Below are 20,040 nucleotides of genomic sequence, written 5' to 3'. Positions count from 1 at the left end.
CGCCAGCGCAGGCGCGGGCGAAGCACTCCGCATACCGGTTTTGCCTAACGACACCTGCGCGCTCGACGGTATGCCCAAGGATTCCATCGCCGGTGACGAAGCTCTCAACCGAACACCTGCACAAGCATCTCGGCCGCCTGCAGCGCAGCCTGCCGATAGCACTACTGAATCGTTTTCTCGAGATCGATGTGATGACGCAAGCCGCATCGCTGTCGTTCTACGCATTGCTGTCATTGGCACCATTGCTGGTGCTGCTGCTGTGGCTGACCGCCTCGCTGTATCCGCCTGCGCAGGAAGCACTGGTGCAGCAAATTGCGCAACTGGCCGGTGGTAGCGCTGCGGAAGTGGCCGATACCGTGATCCGCAATGCCACCGATCAACCTGGCGTCGGCTCGCTGGCCGGACTGTGGAGCACGTTGCTGCTATTCATTGGTGCCACCGCGGTGTTCGCGCAGTTGCAGAACGCGCTGAATCTGATCTTCCGCACCGACAAGCAGCGCCTGGAAGGCGTCATGGCGTGGCTGAAGAAGCGCGTGTTCTCCTTCGGCGTGATCCTGGCGCTGGGCTTTTTGCTGATTGTGTCGATGATCGCCACCACCGCGCTGCAAGTGGTGTTCGCACGGCTGCCATCGGTGCTGCCGGCGTTGGGCTACGTCACCACACTGGCGCTGTATACGCTCGCGTTCGCATTCCTGTATCGCTATCTGCCCGATCGCACCGTGAACTGGCGGCAAGCCTTCATTGGCGGCCTCATCACTGCACTGTTGTTCGCGCTGGGGCGTTACGGCATCGGACTGTATATCGCCGAAGCCGCACCCGGCAGCGCGTATGGTTCGATGGGCACGCTGGTTATCTTGCTGGTGTGGATGTACTACGCCTCGGTGGTGTTCTTCGTCGGCGCCTTGCTGACCGCGGTAATCGACGAACGCGTGCGTTCGCACCGCAAGCTGCGCGAGGCCGGGGTAGATCCGGAGCATGTGCTGGAAGGGTCGGTCGCACCGGTCGTTACCGCGTCGGCCACGCAGGACACGCCCACGCGTAGCTGATTTACGCCTGGCAAAGTCTGCGGCGCATGACCCGCGCACACGCAGCAGCGCGCTGAATCAGGCGAGCGCCAGCTGCTGGGATATCCTAGCGGGATGCCCCGCATCCCCGACGCGTTTATCGACGAACTGCTCGCACGCACCGACATCGTCGAGGTGGTGGGCGGTCGCGTGCCGCTTAAGCGCCAGGGCAGGGAATATTCAGCGCGCTGCCCGTTCCACGACGAGCGCTCGGCCTCGTTCACGGTGTCGCCGACCAAGCAGTTCTATCACTGCTTCGGCTGCGGCGCGCATGGCACCGCGATCAGTTTTCTGATGAATTACGACCGCCTCGAATTTCTCGACGCGGTCGACGAGCTGGCCAAGCGTGCCGGCATGGAAATTCCGCAACAGACCCAGCAACGCACGCCCCAACAGCAGGACGACAGCCGCGAGCTGTATTCGGCACTGGAGGCCGCCACCAAGTTCTTCCAGCGCCAGCTCGAGGGCAGCGAACGCGCCCGCGACTACCTGGATGGACGCGGCGTGGATGCCGACAACCGCATGCGCTTCCAGATCGGCTACGCGCCCGATAGCTACAGCGCCTTGAAGGACGCGCTCGGCACCGATGCGCGCCGTATGAGTGTGCTCGAGCGCGCCGGGCTGTTTTCCAAGAACGATCGCGGCCACGTCTACGACAAGTTCCGCGACCGGGTGATGTTCCCGATCTTCGACCGGCGTGGCCGCGTGATCGCCTTCGGCGGACGCATCATGGGCGCGCCGGCCGACGGCCGCGACCCGGGGCCTAAGTACCTCAATTCGCCGGAAACCGCGCTATTCCACAAGGGCCGCGAGTTGTATGGCCTGTGGCAGGTGCGCCAGACCAACCAGAAGATCGAGCGGCTGATCGTGGTTGAGGGCTACATGGATGTGGTCTCGCTGTTCCAGTTCGGCGTCACCCAGGCGGTGGCCACGCTGGGCACGGCAACCACGCCCGAACATGCCGAACTGCTGTTCCGCAACGCACACAAAGTCTATTTTTGCTTTGACGGCGATAGAGCGGGTAGGTCTGCAGCGTGGAAAGCGTTGGAATCGGTACTGCCGAAAATGAGAGAAGAAAAGCAGGCTTTCTTTCTCTTCCTTCCCGATGGCGAGGATCCGGACAGCATCGTCAGAAGTCAGGGGCCCGACGCATTCAATGCACGCCTTGAAAAGGCAACCCCTATTTCAGAGTTTTATTTCAATCAGCGTCTGCAAGGAGCACAACTCGCCAGCAGAACCGGACAGGCTGCTTTTTTCGACAAATGCAAACCCGATATCGTGGCGATGCCGGATAGTGGTTTCAGAGACATCATGGTTACCCGGATCAAAGAACTTACCGGCCAGGATATCTTTGGAGCATCTAAGAGGCAGAGCAGCCTTCCATCCAATACCAACGGCCGAGAGGCAGTTCCCAAGCGCAGCTTGGTGCGCGCCGCCATTGCGATCCTGCTGCAACAGCCATCGCTGGCGCTTAGCCTAGACCGTCACCACGACCTAGCCGGCCTGCGCCTGCCTGGTGTGGAACTGCTGATCGAGTTGCTGGATCTTGTGCAGCAACGTCCCGAAATCAGCACCGGTGCGCTGCTGGAACATTTTGCCGACCGCGCAGAACAGGCCGCCTTGCAGAAACTGGCCGCGCAAGCGCTTCCCGGCGACGAACACAGCTGGGCAATGGAGTTGCACGACGTGGTTACCCAACTTGATAAGCAATTACTGCGTCAGCGCGTGGAAGAACTGCAGGCCAAACAGCGCTCGCAAGGGCTGGACAACACCGACAAATATGAAATGCGCGAGTTGCTCAAGGCGCTCGCAGCGCTCTAAGCCGCACGTCGTAGAATGGCCCGCACCAACCGCCTGATCGTGCGCGCTCCGGGACCTCGATGAAAAATCTGCTGGCGCGGTTGCGCATTGATCCATTCACGCTCGCGCTGCTGTGCACGGTCACGTTCGCCTCGCTGCTACCAGTCTCGGGCGTCGCCGCAGCGATCATGGACGATGTCACCGGCGTGGCGATCGCTGCGCTGTTTTTCCTGCATGGCGCGCGGTTGTCGCGCGAAGCGGTCAAGGCCGGTGCGCTGCATTGGCGCCTGCATCTGGTGATCCTGGCTTGCACATTCTTGCTGTTTCCGCTGCTCGGGCTGCTGTTCACACCACTCGCGCATCTCGCGCTGACCCCGGAGCTGTATGTCGGCATGTTGTTCCTGTGCGCGCTGCCGTCCACGGTGCAATCGTCGATCGCGTTTACCTCGATGGCGCGCGGCAACGTGCCGGCCGCGGTGTGCGCCGCCTCGCTTTCCAGCTTGTTAGGCGTGTTTTTCACACCATTGCTGATGGGCGCGCTGGTTGGCAGGCAGGGCGCGATGGCGCATCCAGCCGAGGCGATCGGCAAGATCCTGCTGCAGTTGCTGGTGCCGTTCCTGGCTGGTCATTTCCTGCGTCCGTGGATCGGCGGCTGGGTCGAACGTCATCGCCCGGTACTGCGTTACACCGACCAGGGCACCATTTTGTTGGTGGTCTATACCGCCTTCAGTGCATCGGTCAACGAAGGGCTGTGGCAGAAAACGCCGCTGCCCGCCTTGCTCGCCGTGCTCGGTGCCGCGGCGTTGTTGCTGGCAGCGGCCATGCTGTTGATCACCTTCATCGCGCGAGGTCTGCACTTCAGCCGCGCCGACGAAATCGCGATTGTTTTTTGCGGCTCGAAAAAGAGCTTGGCCACGGGCGTGCCGATGGCCAAGGTGATGTTCGCTGGTGGCGGTCTTGGCGCGATCGTGTTGCCGATCATGCTGTACCACCAGCTGCAGCTGATCGTGTGCGCATTCGTGGCCGCGCGTTATGCACGTACCGCATCGAGCGATCCGCAAACGGATGCCGGGCGGCATTGAGTGGAAATAGCGCCGGTGTACAGACCACTGCGCTCCACGTGACAGCAGTTCGCAGTGCCTGCTGATTTGGGGTGTAAGCAGATATGCAAGAGTGTGACGCGCCCCCGACGCTGGCGCGCCAGCGTTCGCCAGAGTGTTCGATCGGCCTTTTGCCGCCCCACCGGTAATTGCCATGACGCTGTCGTTTCGACGCTCTTTCCCGTCATTGATCGCGCTGCTGGCGGTGCTGGCAACGCTCACTGCCTGCAACAATTCCGCACCGACCAAGGCTGCGGCCACGCCGGCCCCCGCCTGGCGCGAGGGCGATGTCGAAGATGCCTTGGCCGAGCGGCAAGCGGCGTCAATCCACCATCAGCACTGCCGCGGCGTTGCTGAGCGAAGTGGGCGACAGCAGCGGCGCCGAGCAATTGCTGCTGGCCGAGTTGGCACGCAGCAAGACGCCGTACTACTCATGCCCGATCTGGCCGAACAATGCAGCGATAAAAAGATTGCGTTGCCCTAGCTCAAGAAGGCTTACGAAAGTGCGCAAGGCCCTACCGCCCGCGTGCAGTGTGGGACGTGCTCTGTGTGGATGGGTTGATCCGGTTCCGCCCCGACGACACTACCGGCGTCGAGGCTGCCCAAACGCAGGTGATCGGCGAGCTGGCCGGGCGACCCGATGGCTACCGTCAGCGCACCCGTCAGCGCTTGGCCATCCTCGTCACCGTACTGAAGAGCTGGAGCAAACAACATCGCCAGAAAGGCAGCGCAGTGCTGACGCGCCTGCAGCAAAAGATGCTGACAAGTTGCGGCAGCAAGAACACCAGAGAGTGCGCCAGCTGGCTGAGTTGAGCCTGAGCGACGGGGCGGGCAGCTGCGCAGTGATTTAGCGCGGCGAGCAAAACCTAGCGAGTGCGCGTGCGGTGGTGCTGCACGGCGCGCTCAGAACCGACTTGTGCAATCGGGTACATGCCATTCCGAGCAGCGGCCGCGCCTGCCTGGCGGTGAGCGCGGCGGTTTTGTCAGTCGCTCTTGGTGGCAACTGCCTGTCGTTGCGGCTAACGCACCCAAGGCAGCAGCAGATGATCGACCATCAGAAACGCGAACAACGCCATCAGGTAGACGATGGAGTAGCCGAACATCTTCATCGAGAACAGCTCGTCTGGCGGGTCAAGCATGCGCCACGCGTACCAGAGGAACACCACGTTGAGCACCACTGCGCCGCCGAGGTAAAACACGCCGCTCATGCCCACTGCCACCGGTAGTACGGTCACGATCGCCAACAGCACCGTGTAGATCAGGATCTGCCTGCGCGTATGCGGCACGCCGTGGGTCACCGGCAACATCGGGATCGCCGCCTTGGCGTAATCGGCGCGACGAAAGATCGCCAGCGCCCAGAAATGCGGCGGCGTCCAGATAAAGATGATCAGCACCAGCAGCGAGGCGTTTATCCAGTCGGCACTGGTCGGCAAGCCGGTCACTGCGGCCCAGCCCAGCATCGGCGGCGTAGCACCGGCCAGCCCGCCGATTACGATGTTCTGCGAGGTCGCACGTTTCAGGTACACCGTGTAGATCACCGCATAGCCGATCAGCGAAGCGAAGGTCAGCACCGCGGTTATGACGTTCACCCACACCACCAGGATGGTCATGGAGATCACGATCAGCACGCTGGCAAATACCAGCACATGCCACGGGCGCACCTTGCCCACCACCAGCGGCCGCCATGAGGTCCGCGCCATCTGCGCATCGATCTTGGCATCGAGCAACTGATTGATCGCCGCCGCCGCCGAGGCCGCCATCCAGATGCCCAGAAAGCCCAGCGCACCGGTGCGTACCTGCGGCCAAGTCGGCATATCGGGGACAGCCAGGAACATGCCGACCAACGCGGTGAACACGATCAATGCCACCACCTTGGGTTTGGTCAGATCCCAGTAATCGCGTGCGCTGACAGCCATCCTCACTCCGGGGCGCGCAACCGCGCCAGCAGCGAGACCAGCACGAACAGCAACGCCACCGCGCCACCGTTGTGCATGACCGACACTTCCAGCGGCAGCGCCAACTTGACGTTGAGCATGCCCAGCGTCACCTGCACCGCCACCAGCACTGTCAGAGCGACCGCCCAGCCGCGCATGCCCGGCGAGCGCGACAAACGCCACGCCAGCCACCATAGGTACAGCGACGTCGCAATGGCCCACAGCCGGTGTGCCATCTGGATGGCGATACGCGCCGCGCCATCGAGCACGCCGGCTTCGTAATCCACGCCGATCCCACGCCACAGCGTGAACCCTTCGCGGAAGTCATGCGGCGGCCACCACTGGCTGACGCAACGCGGGAAGTTGTCGGCCGACCAACTGCCGCCGCCACACGCCAACGCCGCGTAATTGGCACTGACCCAGCCACCGAGCGCGATCTGCAGGCCCAGCACCGCCACGCCCAGGCGCAGCAGCCACTTCAGCCGCGAGGCGTCTGCCAAGGTGATCGGCACATGGGTCGCGCGCCAAGCCATCCACACCAGCAGCGAGAACATCAGCATGCCGCCAAGCAGATGCCCCATTACCACGATGGGCTTGAGCAGCAGCGTCACCGTCCACATGCCCAGCAGCGCCTGGAAGATCACCACCGCCAGCGTCAGCACCGCAGCGCGGGCCAGATCAATATTGCTCCAGCGCAGCGCCGCCAGCAGCAGGACGGCCTCGCCCGCGACCGCCATGCCAAACGCGACGCCGTGCCAGCCGGATATGTAGAGAGGAATCGACAGCGCCACCAACACTGCGGCCGATACCACTTGCGCAATGCCCATGCGACGCCGACGTGCTGCCAGCAACGACAACACCAGCACTTCTACACCGAGTGCGCCGGCCAGGAAACGGTGCACCTGTTCGCGCCAAGCCTTGTGCGATTCCAGCGGACGGATCTGACTGGCCACATGCGTGTTGGCTTGGTCGGTGGTCTGCGGCCAGGTGACGCGGCCGTAGCAGGTCGGCCAGTCCGGGCAACTCATGCCGGCATCGGACAGGCGCACGAACGACCCGAACAGGATCGTGCTCGCAGTGAACAACGCAGCCAGCCAGGCCATGCGGTGGAAGTGGCGAAACAATGCCGGTGGCGCAAACAGATTCATCGAAACAGGCTCACATCAGTTTCAGCAGCTTGACCAGATCGGCACGCAAGCCGGCCGGGTCGAAGTCCGGGGCGTAACGCAGGATCACGAAGCCATTGGGGTCGATCACATACACCGGCACGCCGGCAGCGTCGGTGGCGCGCGGCAATGCCTGCCGCAGCCGTGCATCGCCGCGCAGTACGCGTAACGCCGGCATCGGCGGCAGGCCGGCCGGCGGCGAGCCGATCCACAACACCTCCACCTTGTCGGCGCGATGCCCGAGCAACTGCCACACCTTGTCCAGTTCCGCTGCCAGCGCCACGCACTGCTGTGTGCAATTTGCCGGCGGTGCAAGCGCAATCCGCCAGACCCGCTCGATCGGCGCCCACGCATATGGCTGCCCGTTCGCGCGTAGCGGAACCAATGCACGCAGGTCGGCAGGCGGTTTCAGCAGTTCGCCATGATTGCGCATCGACGCCGGCTGCCAGCCGGAGAAGCGCAGCACGCCGGCCAGCAACATCGAGCCGAAGAACAGCACCGCCAGGGCAATCAGCATCCTGCGGCCGCGTTTGACCGAGTGCGGCGTGGCCGATGTGGATGAGGTCATGCCGGCGATTTTCTCATGCCGCAGGCGTCAGTGCCCGCGTCGACGGCGGCGGCGCGCACGCCACGTCAGCAGCGTTGCAGTGACCAGCACTGCCGTAGCCAGCCCGAACCATTGCACCGCATAACCCAAGTGCCGCGCGGGTGGTAGCGTGTTCGGCAGCATCTCCAGATCGCGCACATACCCGACCGGTAGGGCCGGATCCAAGCGCAATACCTGCGACGAAATGTCGCGCCTGCCCAGCGTGCTGCGCAAGGCCGTTGTATCCAGGCGCGTGGCTAGCCAGATCTGCGGTGCATCGACCGCTGCCAATGCCGGCCCAATGGCGAGTCCAGCCGAAGTCGGTGCGCCCAACAAGCCCTGTATTGTCTGGGTACCTTGCATCGGAGTGATCGTTGGTAACTGCCGATTCGCCGGCAGCGGCAGCCAGCCCAGCTCGACCAGCAACGTGCCTGACATGCCTTCCGGTGCTGCAAGTTGATAGACGCGCACACCCGCGCGCCCTTCGTGTAATTGGTTGTCCAGCAAGACCTGCTGCGGCAGAAAGCGCACGCGCCCGCTCACCCAGGCCAGTTCATGCGGCATGGCGAATGCCTGCATCAAGGTCAACGGCGTCTCTCGAACATGCGCAGCGCGTTCCAGTAAGGCTTGCTTGCTATGCATGCGCTGCAGCTGCCATTGCCCAAGCGCCGCAAAACCAGCGCTGACCAATAATGCCAGACACCAACCCAGCACCATCGTGTGCTTGCGCATCATGACAAGCGACGCAAAAAGGCGTGCAATGCCGTTACCACGCCAACGACTACCGGGGCTGTTGTGAACGATTCGCTCAAGACGCTGCTGATTGTCGCCTTCCTGATCGTGATCCTATGGAACCTGGGCGCCGGCCTCTACTACCTGCTCACCGACCGTGGCGAGACCAAGCGCACAGTCAACGCACTCACCTGGCGCATCGGTCTATCGGTCGCGTTGATCGCGGTCGTGATCATCGGTATCTACACCGGCTGGATCAAGCCGCATGGGATTGGGCGCTGACGCGCCGGGATGCGGCATTGGAGATGCGCAAGAGCGACTTGTCACTGCGCTTTTACGAATCCCCACTCCCCAATCCCAGCCCTCAAAGTACATACACGAATAGGAACAACGCCAGCCACACCACGTCCACGAAGTGCCAATACCACGCTGCTGCTTCGAAAGCGAAATGGTGGTCGCGGGTAAAGTGCCCCTTCGCGGCGCGTAGCCACATCACTGCCAGCATGATCGTGCCCAGCAGCACATGCATGCCGTGGAAGCCGGTGAGCATGAAGAAGGTCGAACCGTAGATGCCAGATCCAAGCGTGAGATTGAGTTCGGTATAGGCGTGGATATATTCCTCGGCCTGCAGGAACAAAAACACGCAACCCAGCAGCACAGTCAGGCCCAGCCACAGCGACAACGAACCGCGACGTCCGCCTTTGAGCGCGTGATGGGCGATGGTCAAGGTCACGCCGGAACTGAGCAGGATCAGGGTATTGATCAGCGGCAAGCCCCAGGCCGGGATAGTCTGAAATTGCCCACCGATCGTGCCAGGGCCATTGGTCGGCCACGCAGCGGAATAGCCGTTCCACAGCAACTCGTTGGTCATCACGCCATCGCCTTCGCCGCCCAACCAGGGCAGCGTCAGCACGCGGGTGTAGAACAACGCACCGAAGAAGGCGCCGAAAAACATCACTTCGGAAAAAATGAACCACACCATCCCCATGCGGAACGAGCCATCTACCTGGCGGTTGTAATGCCCGGCGTTGGATTCGCGAATGACATCGCCAAACCACATAAACAAGGTCGCCAGCAACATCGCCACGCCAGCGAAGAACGTCCAGCGCCCCCATGCAGCGTCGTTGAGCCAACTTGCCACGCCGATCATCATCACGAACATCGCAATCGACCCCACAAACGGCCACTTACTCTGGCTCGGGACGAAATACGCATCGGCGTTGGTACTGTGGTCGGCCATGGCGTTGCTTCCGTGTCGTGGTGCGAGTGGATGACGAGTTACGGTGCTGCGCGCGGCGCGCTGGATGCGCCAGCGCCCCGTAATTCCGAGGTCAGTGCGTCGTTGCGATAGAACGTGTAAGACAAAGTGATGGTGGTGACTTCCGGCGGCAAGGCAGGGTCGACGATAAAGCGCAGCGGCATGTCGCGCGTTTCCCCGGCCTGCAAGGTCTGCGCGGTAAAACAGAAACATTCGGTCTTGTTGAAATATCCCGATGCACGCGCTGGCGCGACCGACGGCACCGCGCTACCCACCACTGCACGCGGGCTGTCGTTGCGCGCGAAATACAGCGCTTCGTTGAGTTCGCCAGGCACCACGTCCATCGTCATCTGCTCGGGATGGAAGGTCCACGGCAGTTTGGAATTCACCCCGGCATCGAATTCCACCCGCACGGTGCGCTTGCCGGATGCAGCAGGCGCACCCTCGCTTGCACGTGAGCTGCCCGGGGCACGCTCCATGCGGATTCCGAACACTTTCTCGCAGGCGATGCGGTAGAGCGGCACCAGCGAAAAGGTTAGCACGAACACGCCCAATACCACGCCCAGCAGCTTGAACAGGCCGGCAGTCGGTGCAGGCGCGGGCACGCGGGCATTCATCGTGCGATGACTCCAGAGGCGATGAAGCCTGCGTAGATCAGCGCTGCGATGATGCTGACAGTGACCGCAGTGCGGCGCACGGCACGACGCTGTTGCGCCTGCCGTTCGGCAGCGGAGAGCAAACGTATCACGGCCGATGCCGGCGCGGGCTCAGTAACCGATGTCTTCATGCGCAAGATCTCCAGGCTTGATCATCGGCGGCACGGTGAAGGTATGCGCCGGCGCAGGTGAGGGCACTGTCCACTCCAAACCCTTCGCCCCTTCCCATGCGCGCGCATCGGCCTTTGCGCCACTGCGCAACGACGCGAGCAGAATCCCGGCCATCAGGAACGGTGTGGCGAACATGCCGAACGCACCGACCGAACTGATCAGATTCCAGTCGGCGAACACCACGTTGTAATCGGGAATACGCCGCGGCATACCGGCCAAACCGAGGAAGTGTTGCGGGAAGAACAATAGATTAACGAACACCATCGTCCACCAGAAGTGGAACTTGGCCCAGGTCTCGTTGTACATGCGTCCGGTCCACTTCGGCCACCAGTAATACACCGCCGCAATCAATGCGAATACCGCACCGGTAACCAGCACATAATGGAAATGCGCGACAACAAAATAGGTGTCGTGATACTGGAAATCCGCCGGTACGATCGCCAGCATCAGGCCCGAGAAACCACCGATGCTGAAGAGAATGACGAATGCCACTGCCCACAACATCGGCGACTCGAACGTCAGCGAGCCTTTCCACATTGTGCTCACCCAATTGAACACTTTCACCCCGGTCGGGATGGAGATCAGCATCGTGGCGAACATGAAGTAGATTTCGCCACCGAGCGGCATACCCACGGTGAACATATGGTGTGCCCACACGATGAAACTCAGGAAGGCGATTGCGGCAATGGCATAGACCATCGCCTGGTAACCGAACAGCGGCTTACGGCTGAAGGTGGGAATGATTTCGCTGACCACGCCGAACGCCGGCAGGATCATGATGTAGACCTCGGGGTGCCCGAAGAACCAGAAGATATGCTGGTACATTACCGGGTCACCGCCGCCGGCCGCGTTGAAAAAGCTGGTACCGAAGAACTTGTCAGTCAACAACATGGTCACCGCACCGGCCAGCACTGGCATCACGGCGATCAGCAGGAATGCGGTAATCAGCCAGGCCCAGCAGAAGATCGGCATCTTCAACAGATCGATGCCCGGCGCGCGCATGTTGAGCACGGTTGCGATGATGTTGATCGCACCCATGATCGAACTGACGCCGGCAACGTGGATTGCAAACACGCTGAAAGCCACGTTGTAGCCGCCTTGCAACGACAGCGGCGGATACAACGTCCAACCACCCGCCGGCGCGCCACCCGGCAAAAATAGCGTCAGCAGCAACAAGGTGAACGCGACCGGCAGCAACCAGAACGACCAGTTATTCATGCGCGGCAACGCCATATCCGGGGCGCCGATCTGCAGCGGAATCATCCAGTTGGCCAAACCGACGAACGCTGGCATCACGCCACCGAAGATCATCACCAGTGCATGCACGGTGGTCATCTGATTGAAGAATTCCGGTTTGACGAACTGCAATCCGGGCTGCATCAATTCGGCTCGAATGACCACGCTCATCGCCGCGCCAACGATAAACATCACAAAGGAAAACAGCAGATATAGCGTGCCGATGTCCTTGTGATTGGTCGAAAAAAACCAGCGTTCGACAAAACCGGGCTGGTGGTGTCCGTGGTGATCGACTGCGGTATGCGCCATGACGGAACGACCTCTGCGAAGCGAGCGGTTGTGAGCGATTAAAGAACGGCGGTCGGCGCCGCGGCTGGCGCTGTTTCGTCAGGCGGCGTCACAGGTGCAGCGGCCGCCGGAGATGCACCCGCAACACTGCGGCGCGCTGCCAGCCAGCGCTGGAACTCGGCTTTGGGCAATGCTTCGACCACGATCGGCATGAATCCATGATCCTTGCCGCACAACTCAGCGCATTGCCCGCGATACACGCCCGGCTGCTCGATATTGGTCCATGCCTCGTTGACGATGCCGGGAATTGCGTCCTGCTTCCAGCCCAGCGCAGGCACCCACCAAGCGTGGATCACGTCGTCGGCAGTGATCACGAAGCGGATTTTGGTATTGACCGGCAGCACCAGGCGGTTGTCGACGTCCCGCAGATAATGCGGCTGCGACGCAGCGGTCGGGCGCTCACCGCTCTGCCGGATGCGGTCGGATTCGCGCGCCAAGCGACTGGTGAATTCCACACCCTGGCCCAGATACTCGTATTTCCACATCCACTGATAGCCGGTCACCTTGACCGTCATTTCCGATTCGCGGGTGTCGTACATCGCAATCAACTTGGCTGTCGCCGGCCACGCCATCGCGATCAGCACCAACACCGGAATCACCGTCCACAAGATTTCGGCCGTGGCGTTGTGACTGAATTGCGCAGCCACCGCGCCTTTAGACTTGCGGAACTTGAAGATCGCATAGCCCATCGCCGCGAACACCAGCGCCCCGATCACCACGCACACCCACAGCGCAACCATGTGCGCCTCATAGGCCATGCGTGCGGTCTGGGTCACTCCTCGGCCCATGTTGAGCTGCCATTGCTTGAGGTCGGCCGATTGCGCCCATGCGGCCGGCGCGCTCAGCAGCGCCGTCATCGCCAAGCCCAAGCGTGCGTGCATCGACTTCCAGCTGCTGCGTTGCGTCATTGCCTAGACCCTTACGTCATCGGTGACGGCCATTGGCGGCCGCGAGCAAGCGTTTTAGCGTAGTTGCCAGTTCCACACGTTCGGCCGGCCCGAGAAAACTTCCGATCTCGATTTGCTTGCCGCTGCTTACCAGCAACACTCTGTCGTCGCGCTCCATGCATAACCGAACCCAATGCGGATGTGCCTGAAACGCTGGTGGCGCGTGTCCGAACGGAAACACCTCGACAACGGTTTCACCCACCCGGATCGCTTCTTCGCGCTCGCCACTTCGCCACAACTGCCGTAGCGCCAGCGCCACCACACCACTGTGCAATAGGGCGAACATCGGCGCGAACGCATTACCGGTCCACCAACCCAAGCCTGCAAACAACCACATCGTTCCCGCCAACACTGCGAACAGCAGCACGAATTGCTTGCCCGACAGTGCCCGCGGAGGCCGCAACCGCACTTGCGTCCCAACCCTTTCGGCCATCAACGGCAGCAATTCGATCATTGGTAGACGCAGCGCACTGCGGGAATGCCCTGATGGTAGACCCGCGCGAATGCATGCGGCAAGCGTTTCCGAAGATCTAGGATTTGCTGCAGTGCAGCTAAAAAATGCGCGTAAATCAACCACTTCCGAGCTGCGTGGCGACACCTGCTTCCGTGGCGACACCTGCTTCGAAGCGGGCCCGCCAAAGCACGTACTGGCGACCGACATGCACAAAACGGCAGGAAAGCTGCCGCTTCCACACAAGTGCGCGGGCGGGTCGGCTCACTAGAATGAGCGAGGATTCCCAGCCCTGTTTCGCATGAACGCTCAGCTCGACCCGCTTGCCTCCAACCCGGTTGCGCGCCCGCTGTTGGCGCCCGAACTGCCCGCCGCGCCAGGCGCTTTGCGTGCCGCCGTCACCGCCGCCTGGCTCAAAGACGAAGCCGAGCACGTGCGCGAATTGCTAGCCCATGCACGCTTCCCGGCCGCCGAACAAACAAAGGTGCAAGCGGTCGCGGCCGATTTGGTCACCCGCGTGCGTGCACGCGCACACGACCAGAGCGCGATCGAAGCCTTCATGCGCCAATACGACCTGGGCAGCGAAGAAGGCGTCCTGCTGATGTGCGTGGCCGAAGCGCTGCTGCGTATTCCCGATCAGAACACTGCAGACAAACTGATCCGCGACAAGCTCGGCGATGCCGACTGGAACAAGCACATGGGCGGCAGCGACTCGGTGCTGGTCAACGCATCGACCTGGGGGCTGATGCTCACCGGCAAGCTGGTGCAGCTCAACGAGCTCACCCGCGCCGATGTGCCAGGTGCATTCAAGCGACTGATCGGCCGCGTCGGCGAACAGGTGATTCGTCTGGCTGTGCGTCAGGCAATGAAGATCATGGGCCATCAATTCGTCATGGGACGCACCATCGGTGAGGCATTGTCGCGCTCGCGCAAAGGCGACAACGCCGATTACCGCTATTCGTTCGACATGCTCGGCGAAGGCGCACTCACCATGGAGGATGCGCAGCGCTATCTGCAGGCATATCGCGATGCGATTCATGCAATCGGCCGCAGCGGCAGCTTCGTTGGCACCGACGTGTTCGCAGCTCCCAGCATTTCGATCAAGCTGTCAGCCTTATACCCGCGCTACGAGCATGCCAAGCGCGCACGCGTGTTGGCCGAGCTAGTTCCCGGCGTATTGGAGCTGGCGCAGTTGGCCAAGGCCTACGGCATCGGCTACACCGTCGACGCCGAAGAAGCAGACCGCCTGGAACTGTCGCTGGACATCATCGAGGCCACGTTCTCCGACCGGTCGCTGGACGGATGGGAAGGCTATGGTCTTGCCGTGCAGGCGTATCAAAAACGCACGCCGTATACGATCGATTTCCTTGCCGATCTTGCACGTCGCCTCGGTCGGCGCATTCCTGTGCGTCTGGTCAAAGGCGCGTATTGGGATGCCGAAATCAAGCGTGCACAGATCGAGGGCCATCCCGGCTACCCGGTGTTTACGCGCAAGCAGAACACCGATGTGTCTTACCTTGCCTGCGCACGTTGCATGTTCACGCACAGCGATGCGCTGTATCCGATGTTCGCCACCCATAACGCGCAGACCATCGCGGCGGTACGTGCGATTGCTGCAGGCAAGACTTACGAGTATCAGAAGCTGCACGGCATGGGCGATGACCTATATGCCGAAGTGATTCCGCTCGATCGTCTGGGGCTGCCGTGCCGCGTGTATGCACCGGTCGGCTCGCACGAGGATTTGCTGCCGTATCTGGTGCGCCGCCTGCTCGAAAACGGCGCCAATTCCAGCTTCGTCAATCGTATTACCGATGAAACCGTCGCTATCGAAGAGCTGATTCGCGATCCGGTCGAAGCGGTGTTGTCATTTGCCTCCATTCCGCATCCCAAGATTCCGCTGCCAACCGAACTGTTGCGCAGCCAGAACCAGCACAGGAAAAACTCCATGGGCGCCAATCTCGCCAACGACAACGATCTGCGGCAGTTGGCCGAGCAACTCAATGCCGCGATTAAACCGTGGAAGGCCGCCCCGCTGGTGCCCGGTGCGGTGATCAGCACGCCCAGCGAGGCGGTGCTCAACCCGGCAGATCGTCGCGAAACGGTCGGGCAGTGGCAGCCAGCCGACCCGGCCACCGTGCAGAGGTCCCTGGCGACCGCTGCCGCCGCGCAGCCCGCCTGGAACCGCACACCTGCAGCAAGTCGCGCCACCATCCTGGAACATGCCGCCGAACTGCTCGAAGCGCGCATGCCCGGATTCATGGCGATCTGCGTCAAGGAAGCCGGCAAGACCTTGCCCGACGCAGTGGCCGAGGTGCGCGAGGCGGTGGATTTCCTGCGCTATTACGCCAGCCAGGCACGGGCGCAGTTCAGCGCGCCCGAACGCCTGCCCGGACCAACCGGCGAATCCAACGAGCTGCAGCTGCACGGCCGCGGCGTATTCGTTTGCATCAGCCCCTGGAACTTCCCGCTCGCCATTTTCCTCGGCCAAGTCGCAGCCGCCCTCGCTGCAGGAAATAGCGTCATAGCCAAACCGGCCGAGCAGACCAACCTCATCGGATATGCTGCGGTAAAACTACTTCATGAAGCTGGCATCCCCGAAGCAGTCGTGCAGTTCTTGCCAGGCGATGGCGCCACCGTCGGCGCCGCACTGACCAACGATCCGCGGGTCGCCGGCGTCGCCTTTACCGGCTCCACCGATACCGCACGCATCATCAATCGCACGCTGGCCTCGCGTGATGCCGCGATCGGCGTCTTGATTGCCGAGACTGGCGGCCAGAACGCCTTCATCGCCGACTCGTCGTCGCTACCGGAGGCCGTTGTCAAGGACGCGATCTCTAGCGCCTTCATGTCTGCCGGCCAACGTTGCTCGGCCGCACGCGTGCTGTTCGTCCAGGACGACATCGCCGACAAGGTCATGACCATGCTCGCCGGCGCCATGGGTGAGTTGAAAATCGGCGACCCCGGCCAGTTGTCCACCGACGTTGGTCCCGTTATCGATGCCGATGCGCTCAAAATTCTCGGCGATCACGCAGCGCGCATGGATAGCGAAGCTCGCCTGATCGGCTGCACCACATTGGATGCAGTGACCGCAAACGGCAGCTTTTTCGCTCCGCGTGCGTACGAACTGACGTCGCTTGCGCAGTTACATCGCGAGGTTTTCGGTCCCGTCCTGCACGTGATCCGCTGGAAAGCCGATCAGCTCGACACTGTTATCGATCAAATCAACGCCACCGGATATGGCTTGACCCTGGGAGTGCACTCGCGCATCGACGAGACCATCGAGCGCATTACTTCACGCGTCACGGTCGGCAATGTCTACGTCAACCGCAACCAGATCGGCGCCGTCGTCGGCGTACAGCCCTTCGGCGGCCAGGGCCTATCCGGCACTGGGCCCAAAGCCGGCGGTCCGCATTACCTGCTGCGTTTTGCAACCGAAAAGGTCGTCACTGTTAACACCACAGCAGCAGGTGGCAACGCCTCACTACTGACAATGGGCGACTGAGACGACGACTAATTGCCGTCGCGTCAGCGTCTTGGCCTTGCCACGATGCAATACCTGCATGTGTCAGAAATCTGGGTTGCCGCCACGCAGCAACTTCTGGCAGCTCAACCGGTGACAAGCACGACCCGCGCGAAATTGCGCTTGCCAACCTGGATGACACCCTCAAAGCCTTGGCCAAACTGGCGCGAAGGATCCTCGACCACTTCGCCGTCGATCTTGACTGCCCGCTCCTTGAGTTTGCGCGTGGCTTCGGAATTGCTGGGCGTCAGGCCGGCGGCAGTGAGCAGGCTTGCGATCCGCAGCCCTTCAGCCGGCACGGCGACTTCGTGCAGTGGCAGCAGGCTGGTGTCGCCCTGCCCCGTCACCACGGCGTGCCAGCCGGCAATGGCCTGCTCGGCCGCTGCGGCATCGTGAAAACGTGCGGTCAGTTCGCGAGCCAGACGCAATTTGACTTCGCGCGGATGCAGCTCACCCGAAACGACCTGTTCTTTCAGGCGCGCGGCCTCGGCAACGCCAATGTCGAAGGACAGCAGATCGATCCAGCGCCAGGTCAACTCGTCACCGATCTTCATCGTCTTGGTGACAATGTCGATGGCGGGCTCATTGATACCGATGTAGTTGCCCAGCGACTTGGACATCTTGGCAATGCCATCCAGACCTTCCAATAACGGCATGGTCAGCACGATCTGCGGCGCCTGTCCATAATGTTCCTGCAAGCCGCGGCCCACCAGAAGGTTGAACTTCTGATCGGTGCCACCCAGTTCGACGTCTGCCTTCAAGGCAACCGAGTCGTAGCCCTGCACCAGCGGATACAGGAACTCGTGGATGGCGATCGGCTGGTGGCCGCTGAAGCGCTTGGCGAAGTCGTCGCGCTCGAGCATGCGCGCGACCGTGTGCTGCGCCGACAACTTGATCATGTCCGCGGCACTCATCTGGCCGAACCATTCGGAGTTGAAGCGCACCTCGGTACGCTCGCGGTCGAGGATTTTAACGACCTGCTCCTCATAGGTACGCGCGTTGGCCAGCACCTCTTCGCGAGTGAGCGGCTTGCGGGTGACGTTCTTGCCGCTAGGGTCACCAATCATGCCGGTGAAGTCGCCGATCAGGAAGATCACCTGATGGCCGAGCTGCTGAAAATGCCGCATCTTGTTGAGCAGCACGGTGTGGCCCAAATGCAGATCCGGTGCGGTAGGATCGAAGCCGGCCTTTACCCGTAGCGGGACACCTGATTTGAGGCGCGCTTCGAGCTGATCGAGCTTGAGGATCTCGTCGACACCGCGGCCAATGAGCGCAAGGGATTCTTCGATAGTGGCCAACCACAGACTCCAGCGGCGTGCGCCGTCAAAAAACATGAATGATGTTAAACGCGAGTTAATTCCGCGCCGAGTGAAATAATGAACAGGCTCAATACTTTGACGCGCTGTTACATGGTGCCTATGTTACCGATGTTTGCGCTCGCATTCCGAGCCGCTTAGGAATTTGAACGATGCAGAACTCAGAGCAGGGCCGTGCACGTAAGCGGCGCTTTCAAGAACGTCTCCACGTCCTCCACGACACTGCACTGCATCGCAAGCTCAAGGCACACCTGTCGGCAGCATTCAATGAAAGCTGGACACGCCGCCATTGGATCCATGTCAGTCTGTTCGCGACCATCGGCGCGCTGGTCGCGACGATCGTGCCGGGCTTTTCCAACGCCATCGATACGCCACTCTCCAGCCATTCCACGCTGGCATTGCCGCTGCCGCCCTTGTTACCTAGCCGCAAGCAGCGCGCGCCCGGCACCGATTGGGAAACGGTGCAGGTCAAACCCGGTCAGACGCTGAGCACCTTGTTTAGCGAGTTGGGAATTCCGACCGCGGTGATGTATCAGGTGCTTGCGCATCCGGGCACCAAGGACGCGCTGACCAAGTTGCATGCAGGCGCCGAGATCGCCTTCGATATGCCAGCGCCAGGGCAGCTGCGCGCACTGCGCTTCGATCGCGACGACAGCCATCGTGTGGAGCTGCGCCTGTTGGGCGACAGCGTGCGCGAGAACGTCATCGAGCGCGCGACAACCATGCGTACGGTGGTGGCAAGCGGGGAAATCAGCAGTTCGTTGTATGCATCGGCCAGCAAGTCGGGCCTGTCACCGGCGGCGGTTGAGATCATGACCGACGAGATTTTCAAGTACGACATCGACTTCGATAAGGACCTGCAGCCGGGCGACCGTTTCAGTGTGGTGATGGATGAGACCTGGCGCGAAGGCGAGCGGATCGGCACCGACGAGATCCTGGCGGCGACCTTCACCACTGGCGGCAAGACCTATACCGGATTCCGCTTTAAGCGCGAGGGCAAGCCGGCCGAGTATTTCGACATCAACGGCCGGCCGCTGAAGAAAAGTTTCATCCGTATGCCGGTTGCCTACAGCCGCATCAGCTCCACCTTTGGCGCGCGTAAGCATCCGGTGCTGGGCACCATGCGCATGCACAAGGGTGTGGATTACGCAGCCGCCTCGGGCACGCCGATCATGGCTGCTGGCGATGCGCGCGTGGTGTTTGTGGGCACCCAGCATGGCTACGGCAATGTGGTGATCCTGGACCACGGCAGGAACTTCAGCACGCTGTACGGGCACATGTCGCGCTTCGGCAAGATCAAGGCCGGCCAGCGGATCAATCAGGGCACGGTAATCGGTTATGTGGGCATGACCGGTCTGGCGACCGGCCCGCATCTGCATTACGAATTCCGCGTCGCCGGCCAACAGCGCAACCCGATGTCGGTGACCATGCCGCCGCCGGAGCCGCTGCAAGGCGCCGAGCTGGCGGCGTTCCGCGCGCAGACTGCGCCTGCATTGGCACGTATCGAAAGCATCGAGAAGCTGATCTATGCCGATGCCGCCAAGCCTGGCAAGAGCAAGCCGCGCGGTTAAGTGGAGCGTCTGACAAGCCTTTGCAAGCAGTTCCCTGGTCAAACACTTTGATTGTTACTGCAGGCAGCAGATAGTTGCCGCCTCACGACCGGCATCGAGGATGCGTGCATGGCACCTGTTCATGCCGAATGCGCAGCCTTGCTAAGCCGTTACTATGAATGAAAAGCTGGTTGACGTCCCTGCC

General features: G+C 61.7%; 17 protein-coding genes and 1 pseudogene. 7 read left to right on the top strand and 11 right to left on the bottom strand.

The features are described from left to right. The first annotated feature begins 92 nt into the window (after positions 1 to 92). The 4 genes and pseudogenes from PD885_RS01275 to PD885_RS01260 all read left to right on the top strand — a co-directional run. Positions 93 to 1,046, top strand: coding sequence for a YihY/virulence factor BrkB family protein (locus PD885_RS01275; RefSeq protein WP_002808379.1), 954 nt, complete (start codon positions 93 to 95; stop codon positions 1,044 to 1,046). A 93-nt stretch (positions 1,047 to 1,139) separates the two neighbouring features. Next, positions 1,140 to 2,885, top strand: coding sequence for a DNA primase (gene dnaG / locus PD885_RS01270; protein ID WP_002808381.1), 1,746 nt, complete (start codon positions 1,140 to 1,142; stop codon positions 2,883 to 2,885). Between the two features lie 59 nt (positions 2,886 to 2,944). Beyond that, positions 2,945 to 3,946 (top strand): bile acid:sodium symporter family protein, encoded by a 1,002-nt coding sequence (locus PD885_RS01265; protein ID WP_002808383.1) that lies wholly within the window; start codon positions 2,945 to 2,947, stop codon positions 3,944 to 3,946. A gap of 332 nt (positions 3,947 to 4,278) precedes the next feature. Beyond that, a pseudogene (locus PD885_RS01260) lies at positions 4,279 to 4,777 on the top strand (thioredoxin family protein); the annotation flags it as partial. Positions 4,778 to 4,983: 206 nt separating this feature from the next. Here the strand turns inward: PD885_RS01260 and cyoE are convergent. From cyoE to PD885_RS01240, 4 genes are read right to left on the bottom strand one after another with little or no spacing between them, the layout of a single operon-like run. After that, positions 4,984 to 5,880, bottom strand: coding sequence for a heme o synthase (gene cyoE, locus PD885_RS01255; RefSeq protein ID WP_002808386.1), 897 nt, complete (start codon positions 5,878 to 5,880; stop codon positions 4,984 to 4,986). A gap of 2 nt (positions 5,881 to 5,882) precedes the next feature. Next, on the bottom strand, positions 5,883 to 7,046 hold the full coding sequence (locus tag PD885_RS01250) for a COX15/CtaA family protein (protein ID WP_002808388.1): 1,164 nt from the start codon (positions 7,044 to 7,046) through the stop codon (positions 5,883 to 5,885). Positions 7,047 to 7,056: 10 nt separating this feature from the next. After that, positions 7,057 to 7,632 (bottom strand): hypothetical protein, encoded by a 576-nt coding sequence (locus PD885_RS01245; protein WP_002808390.1) that lies wholly within the window; start codon positions 7,630 to 7,632, stop codon positions 7,057 to 7,059. Positions 7,633 to 7,659: 27 nt separating this feature from the next. After that, positions 7,660 to 8,385 (bottom strand): SURF1 family protein, encoded by a 726-nt coding sequence (locus PD885_RS01240; protein WP_002808391.1) that lies wholly within the window; start codon positions 8,383 to 8,385, stop codon positions 7,660 to 7,662. Between the two features lie 60 nt (positions 8,386 to 8,445). On the opposite strand from PD885_RS01240, the gene PD885_RS01235 reads away from it, so the two are divergent. Then, positions 8,446 to 8,664 (top strand): twin transmembrane helix small protein, encoded by a 219-nt coding sequence (locus tag PD885_RS01235; protein ID WP_002808393.1) that lies wholly within the window; start codon positions 8,446 to 8,448, stop codon positions 8,662 to 8,664. Between the two features lie 82 nt (positions 8,665 to 8,746). Here the strand turns inward: PD885_RS01235 and PD885_RS01230 are convergent, their stop codons facing one another. The 6 genes from PD885_RS01230 to PD885_RS01205 are packed head-to-tail and all read right to left on the bottom strand — an operon-like array spanning position 8,747 to position 13,452. Further along, positions 8,747 to 9,622 (bottom strand): cytochrome c oxidase subunit 3, encoded by an 876-nt coding sequence (locus PD885_RS01230; RefSeq protein WP_002808395.1) that lies wholly within the window; start codon positions 9,620 to 9,622, stop codon positions 8,747 to 8,749. A 38-nt stretch (positions 9,623 to 9,660) separates the two neighbouring features. After that, positions 9,661 to 10,257, bottom strand: a complete 597-nt coding sequence (locus PD885_RS01225; RefSeq protein ID WP_002808397.1) for a cytochrome c oxidase assembly protein — start codon at positions 10,255 to 10,257, stop codon at positions 9,661 to 9,663. Further along, positions 10,254 to 10,427 carry a hypothetical protein gene (locus PD885_RS01220; protein ID WP_002808399.1) on the bottom strand — a complete coding sequence of 58 codons (174 nt, stop codon included), beginning with the start codon at positions 10,425 to 10,427 and terminating at the stop codon, positions 10,254 to 10,256. Before PD885_RS01220 ends, PD885_RS01225 begins: the two co-directional genes overlap by 4 nt. Beyond that, positions 10,408 to 12,012, bottom strand: coding sequence for a cytochrome c oxidase subunit I (ctaD, locus tag PD885_RS01215; protein WP_002808401.1), 1,605 nt, complete (start codon positions 12,010 to 12,012; stop codon positions 10,408 to 10,410). The genes PD885_RS01220 and ctaD overlap by 20 nt, the downstream gene beginning before the upstream one ends. Before the next feature lie 38 nt (positions 12,013 to 12,050). Further along, the gene (coxB, locus tag PD885_RS01210) at positions 12,051 to 12,959 is read right to left on the bottom strand and encodes a cytochrome c oxidase subunit II (RefSeq protein WP_002808403.1); all 909 of its coding nucleotides are present in this window, start codon (positions 12,957 to 12,959) and stop codon (positions 12,051 to 12,053) included. Between the two features lie 16 nt (positions 12,960 to 12,975). Further along, entirely contained in the window at positions 12,976 to 13,452 is a 477-nt protein-coding gene (locus PD885_RS01205; protein WP_002808405.1) for a DUF2244 domain-containing protein, read from the bottom strand. A gap of 298 nt (positions 13,453 to 13,750) precedes the next feature. Between PD885_RS01205 and putA the strand changes: the two genes are divergently transcribed. Beyond that, a complete protein-coding gene (gene putA, locus PD885_RS01200; RefSeq protein WP_002808406.1) occupies positions 13,751 to 16,951 on the top strand; it encodes a bifunctional proline dehydrogenase/L-glutamate gamma-semialdehyde dehydrogenase PutA in 3,201 nt (1,066 codons plus the stop codon). Between the two features lie 104 nt (positions 16,952 to 17,055). Here putA and tyrS read toward each other — a convergent pair whose 3' ends face one another. Then, complete coding sequence (gene tyrS, locus PD885_RS01195; RefSeq protein ID WP_002808408.1) at positions 17,056 to 18,267, bottom strand: tyrosine--tRNA ligase; 1,212 nt, start codon at positions 18,265 to 18,267, stop codon at positions 17,056 to 17,058. 170 nt (positions 18,268 to 18,437) lie between these two features. Here tyrS and PD885_RS01190 point away from each other — a divergent pair, with 170 nt between their 5' ends. Beyond that, complete coding sequence (locus PD885_RS01190; protein WP_002808412.1) at positions 18,438 to 19,856, top strand: M23 family metallopeptidase; 1,419 nt, start codon at positions 18,438 to 18,440, stop codon at positions 19,854 to 19,856. The last annotated feature ends 184 nt before the right edge of the window (positions 19,857 to 20,040 follow it).

Source organism: Xanthomonas fragariae, assembly GCF_900183975.1.
In the GTDB taxonomy this organism is placed as follows: domain Bacteria; phylum Pseudomonadota; class Gammaproteobacteria; order Xanthomonadales; family Xanthomonadaceae; genus Xanthomonas; species Xanthomonas fragariae.
This window is presented reverse-complemented; position numbering and strand designations above follow the sequence as displayed.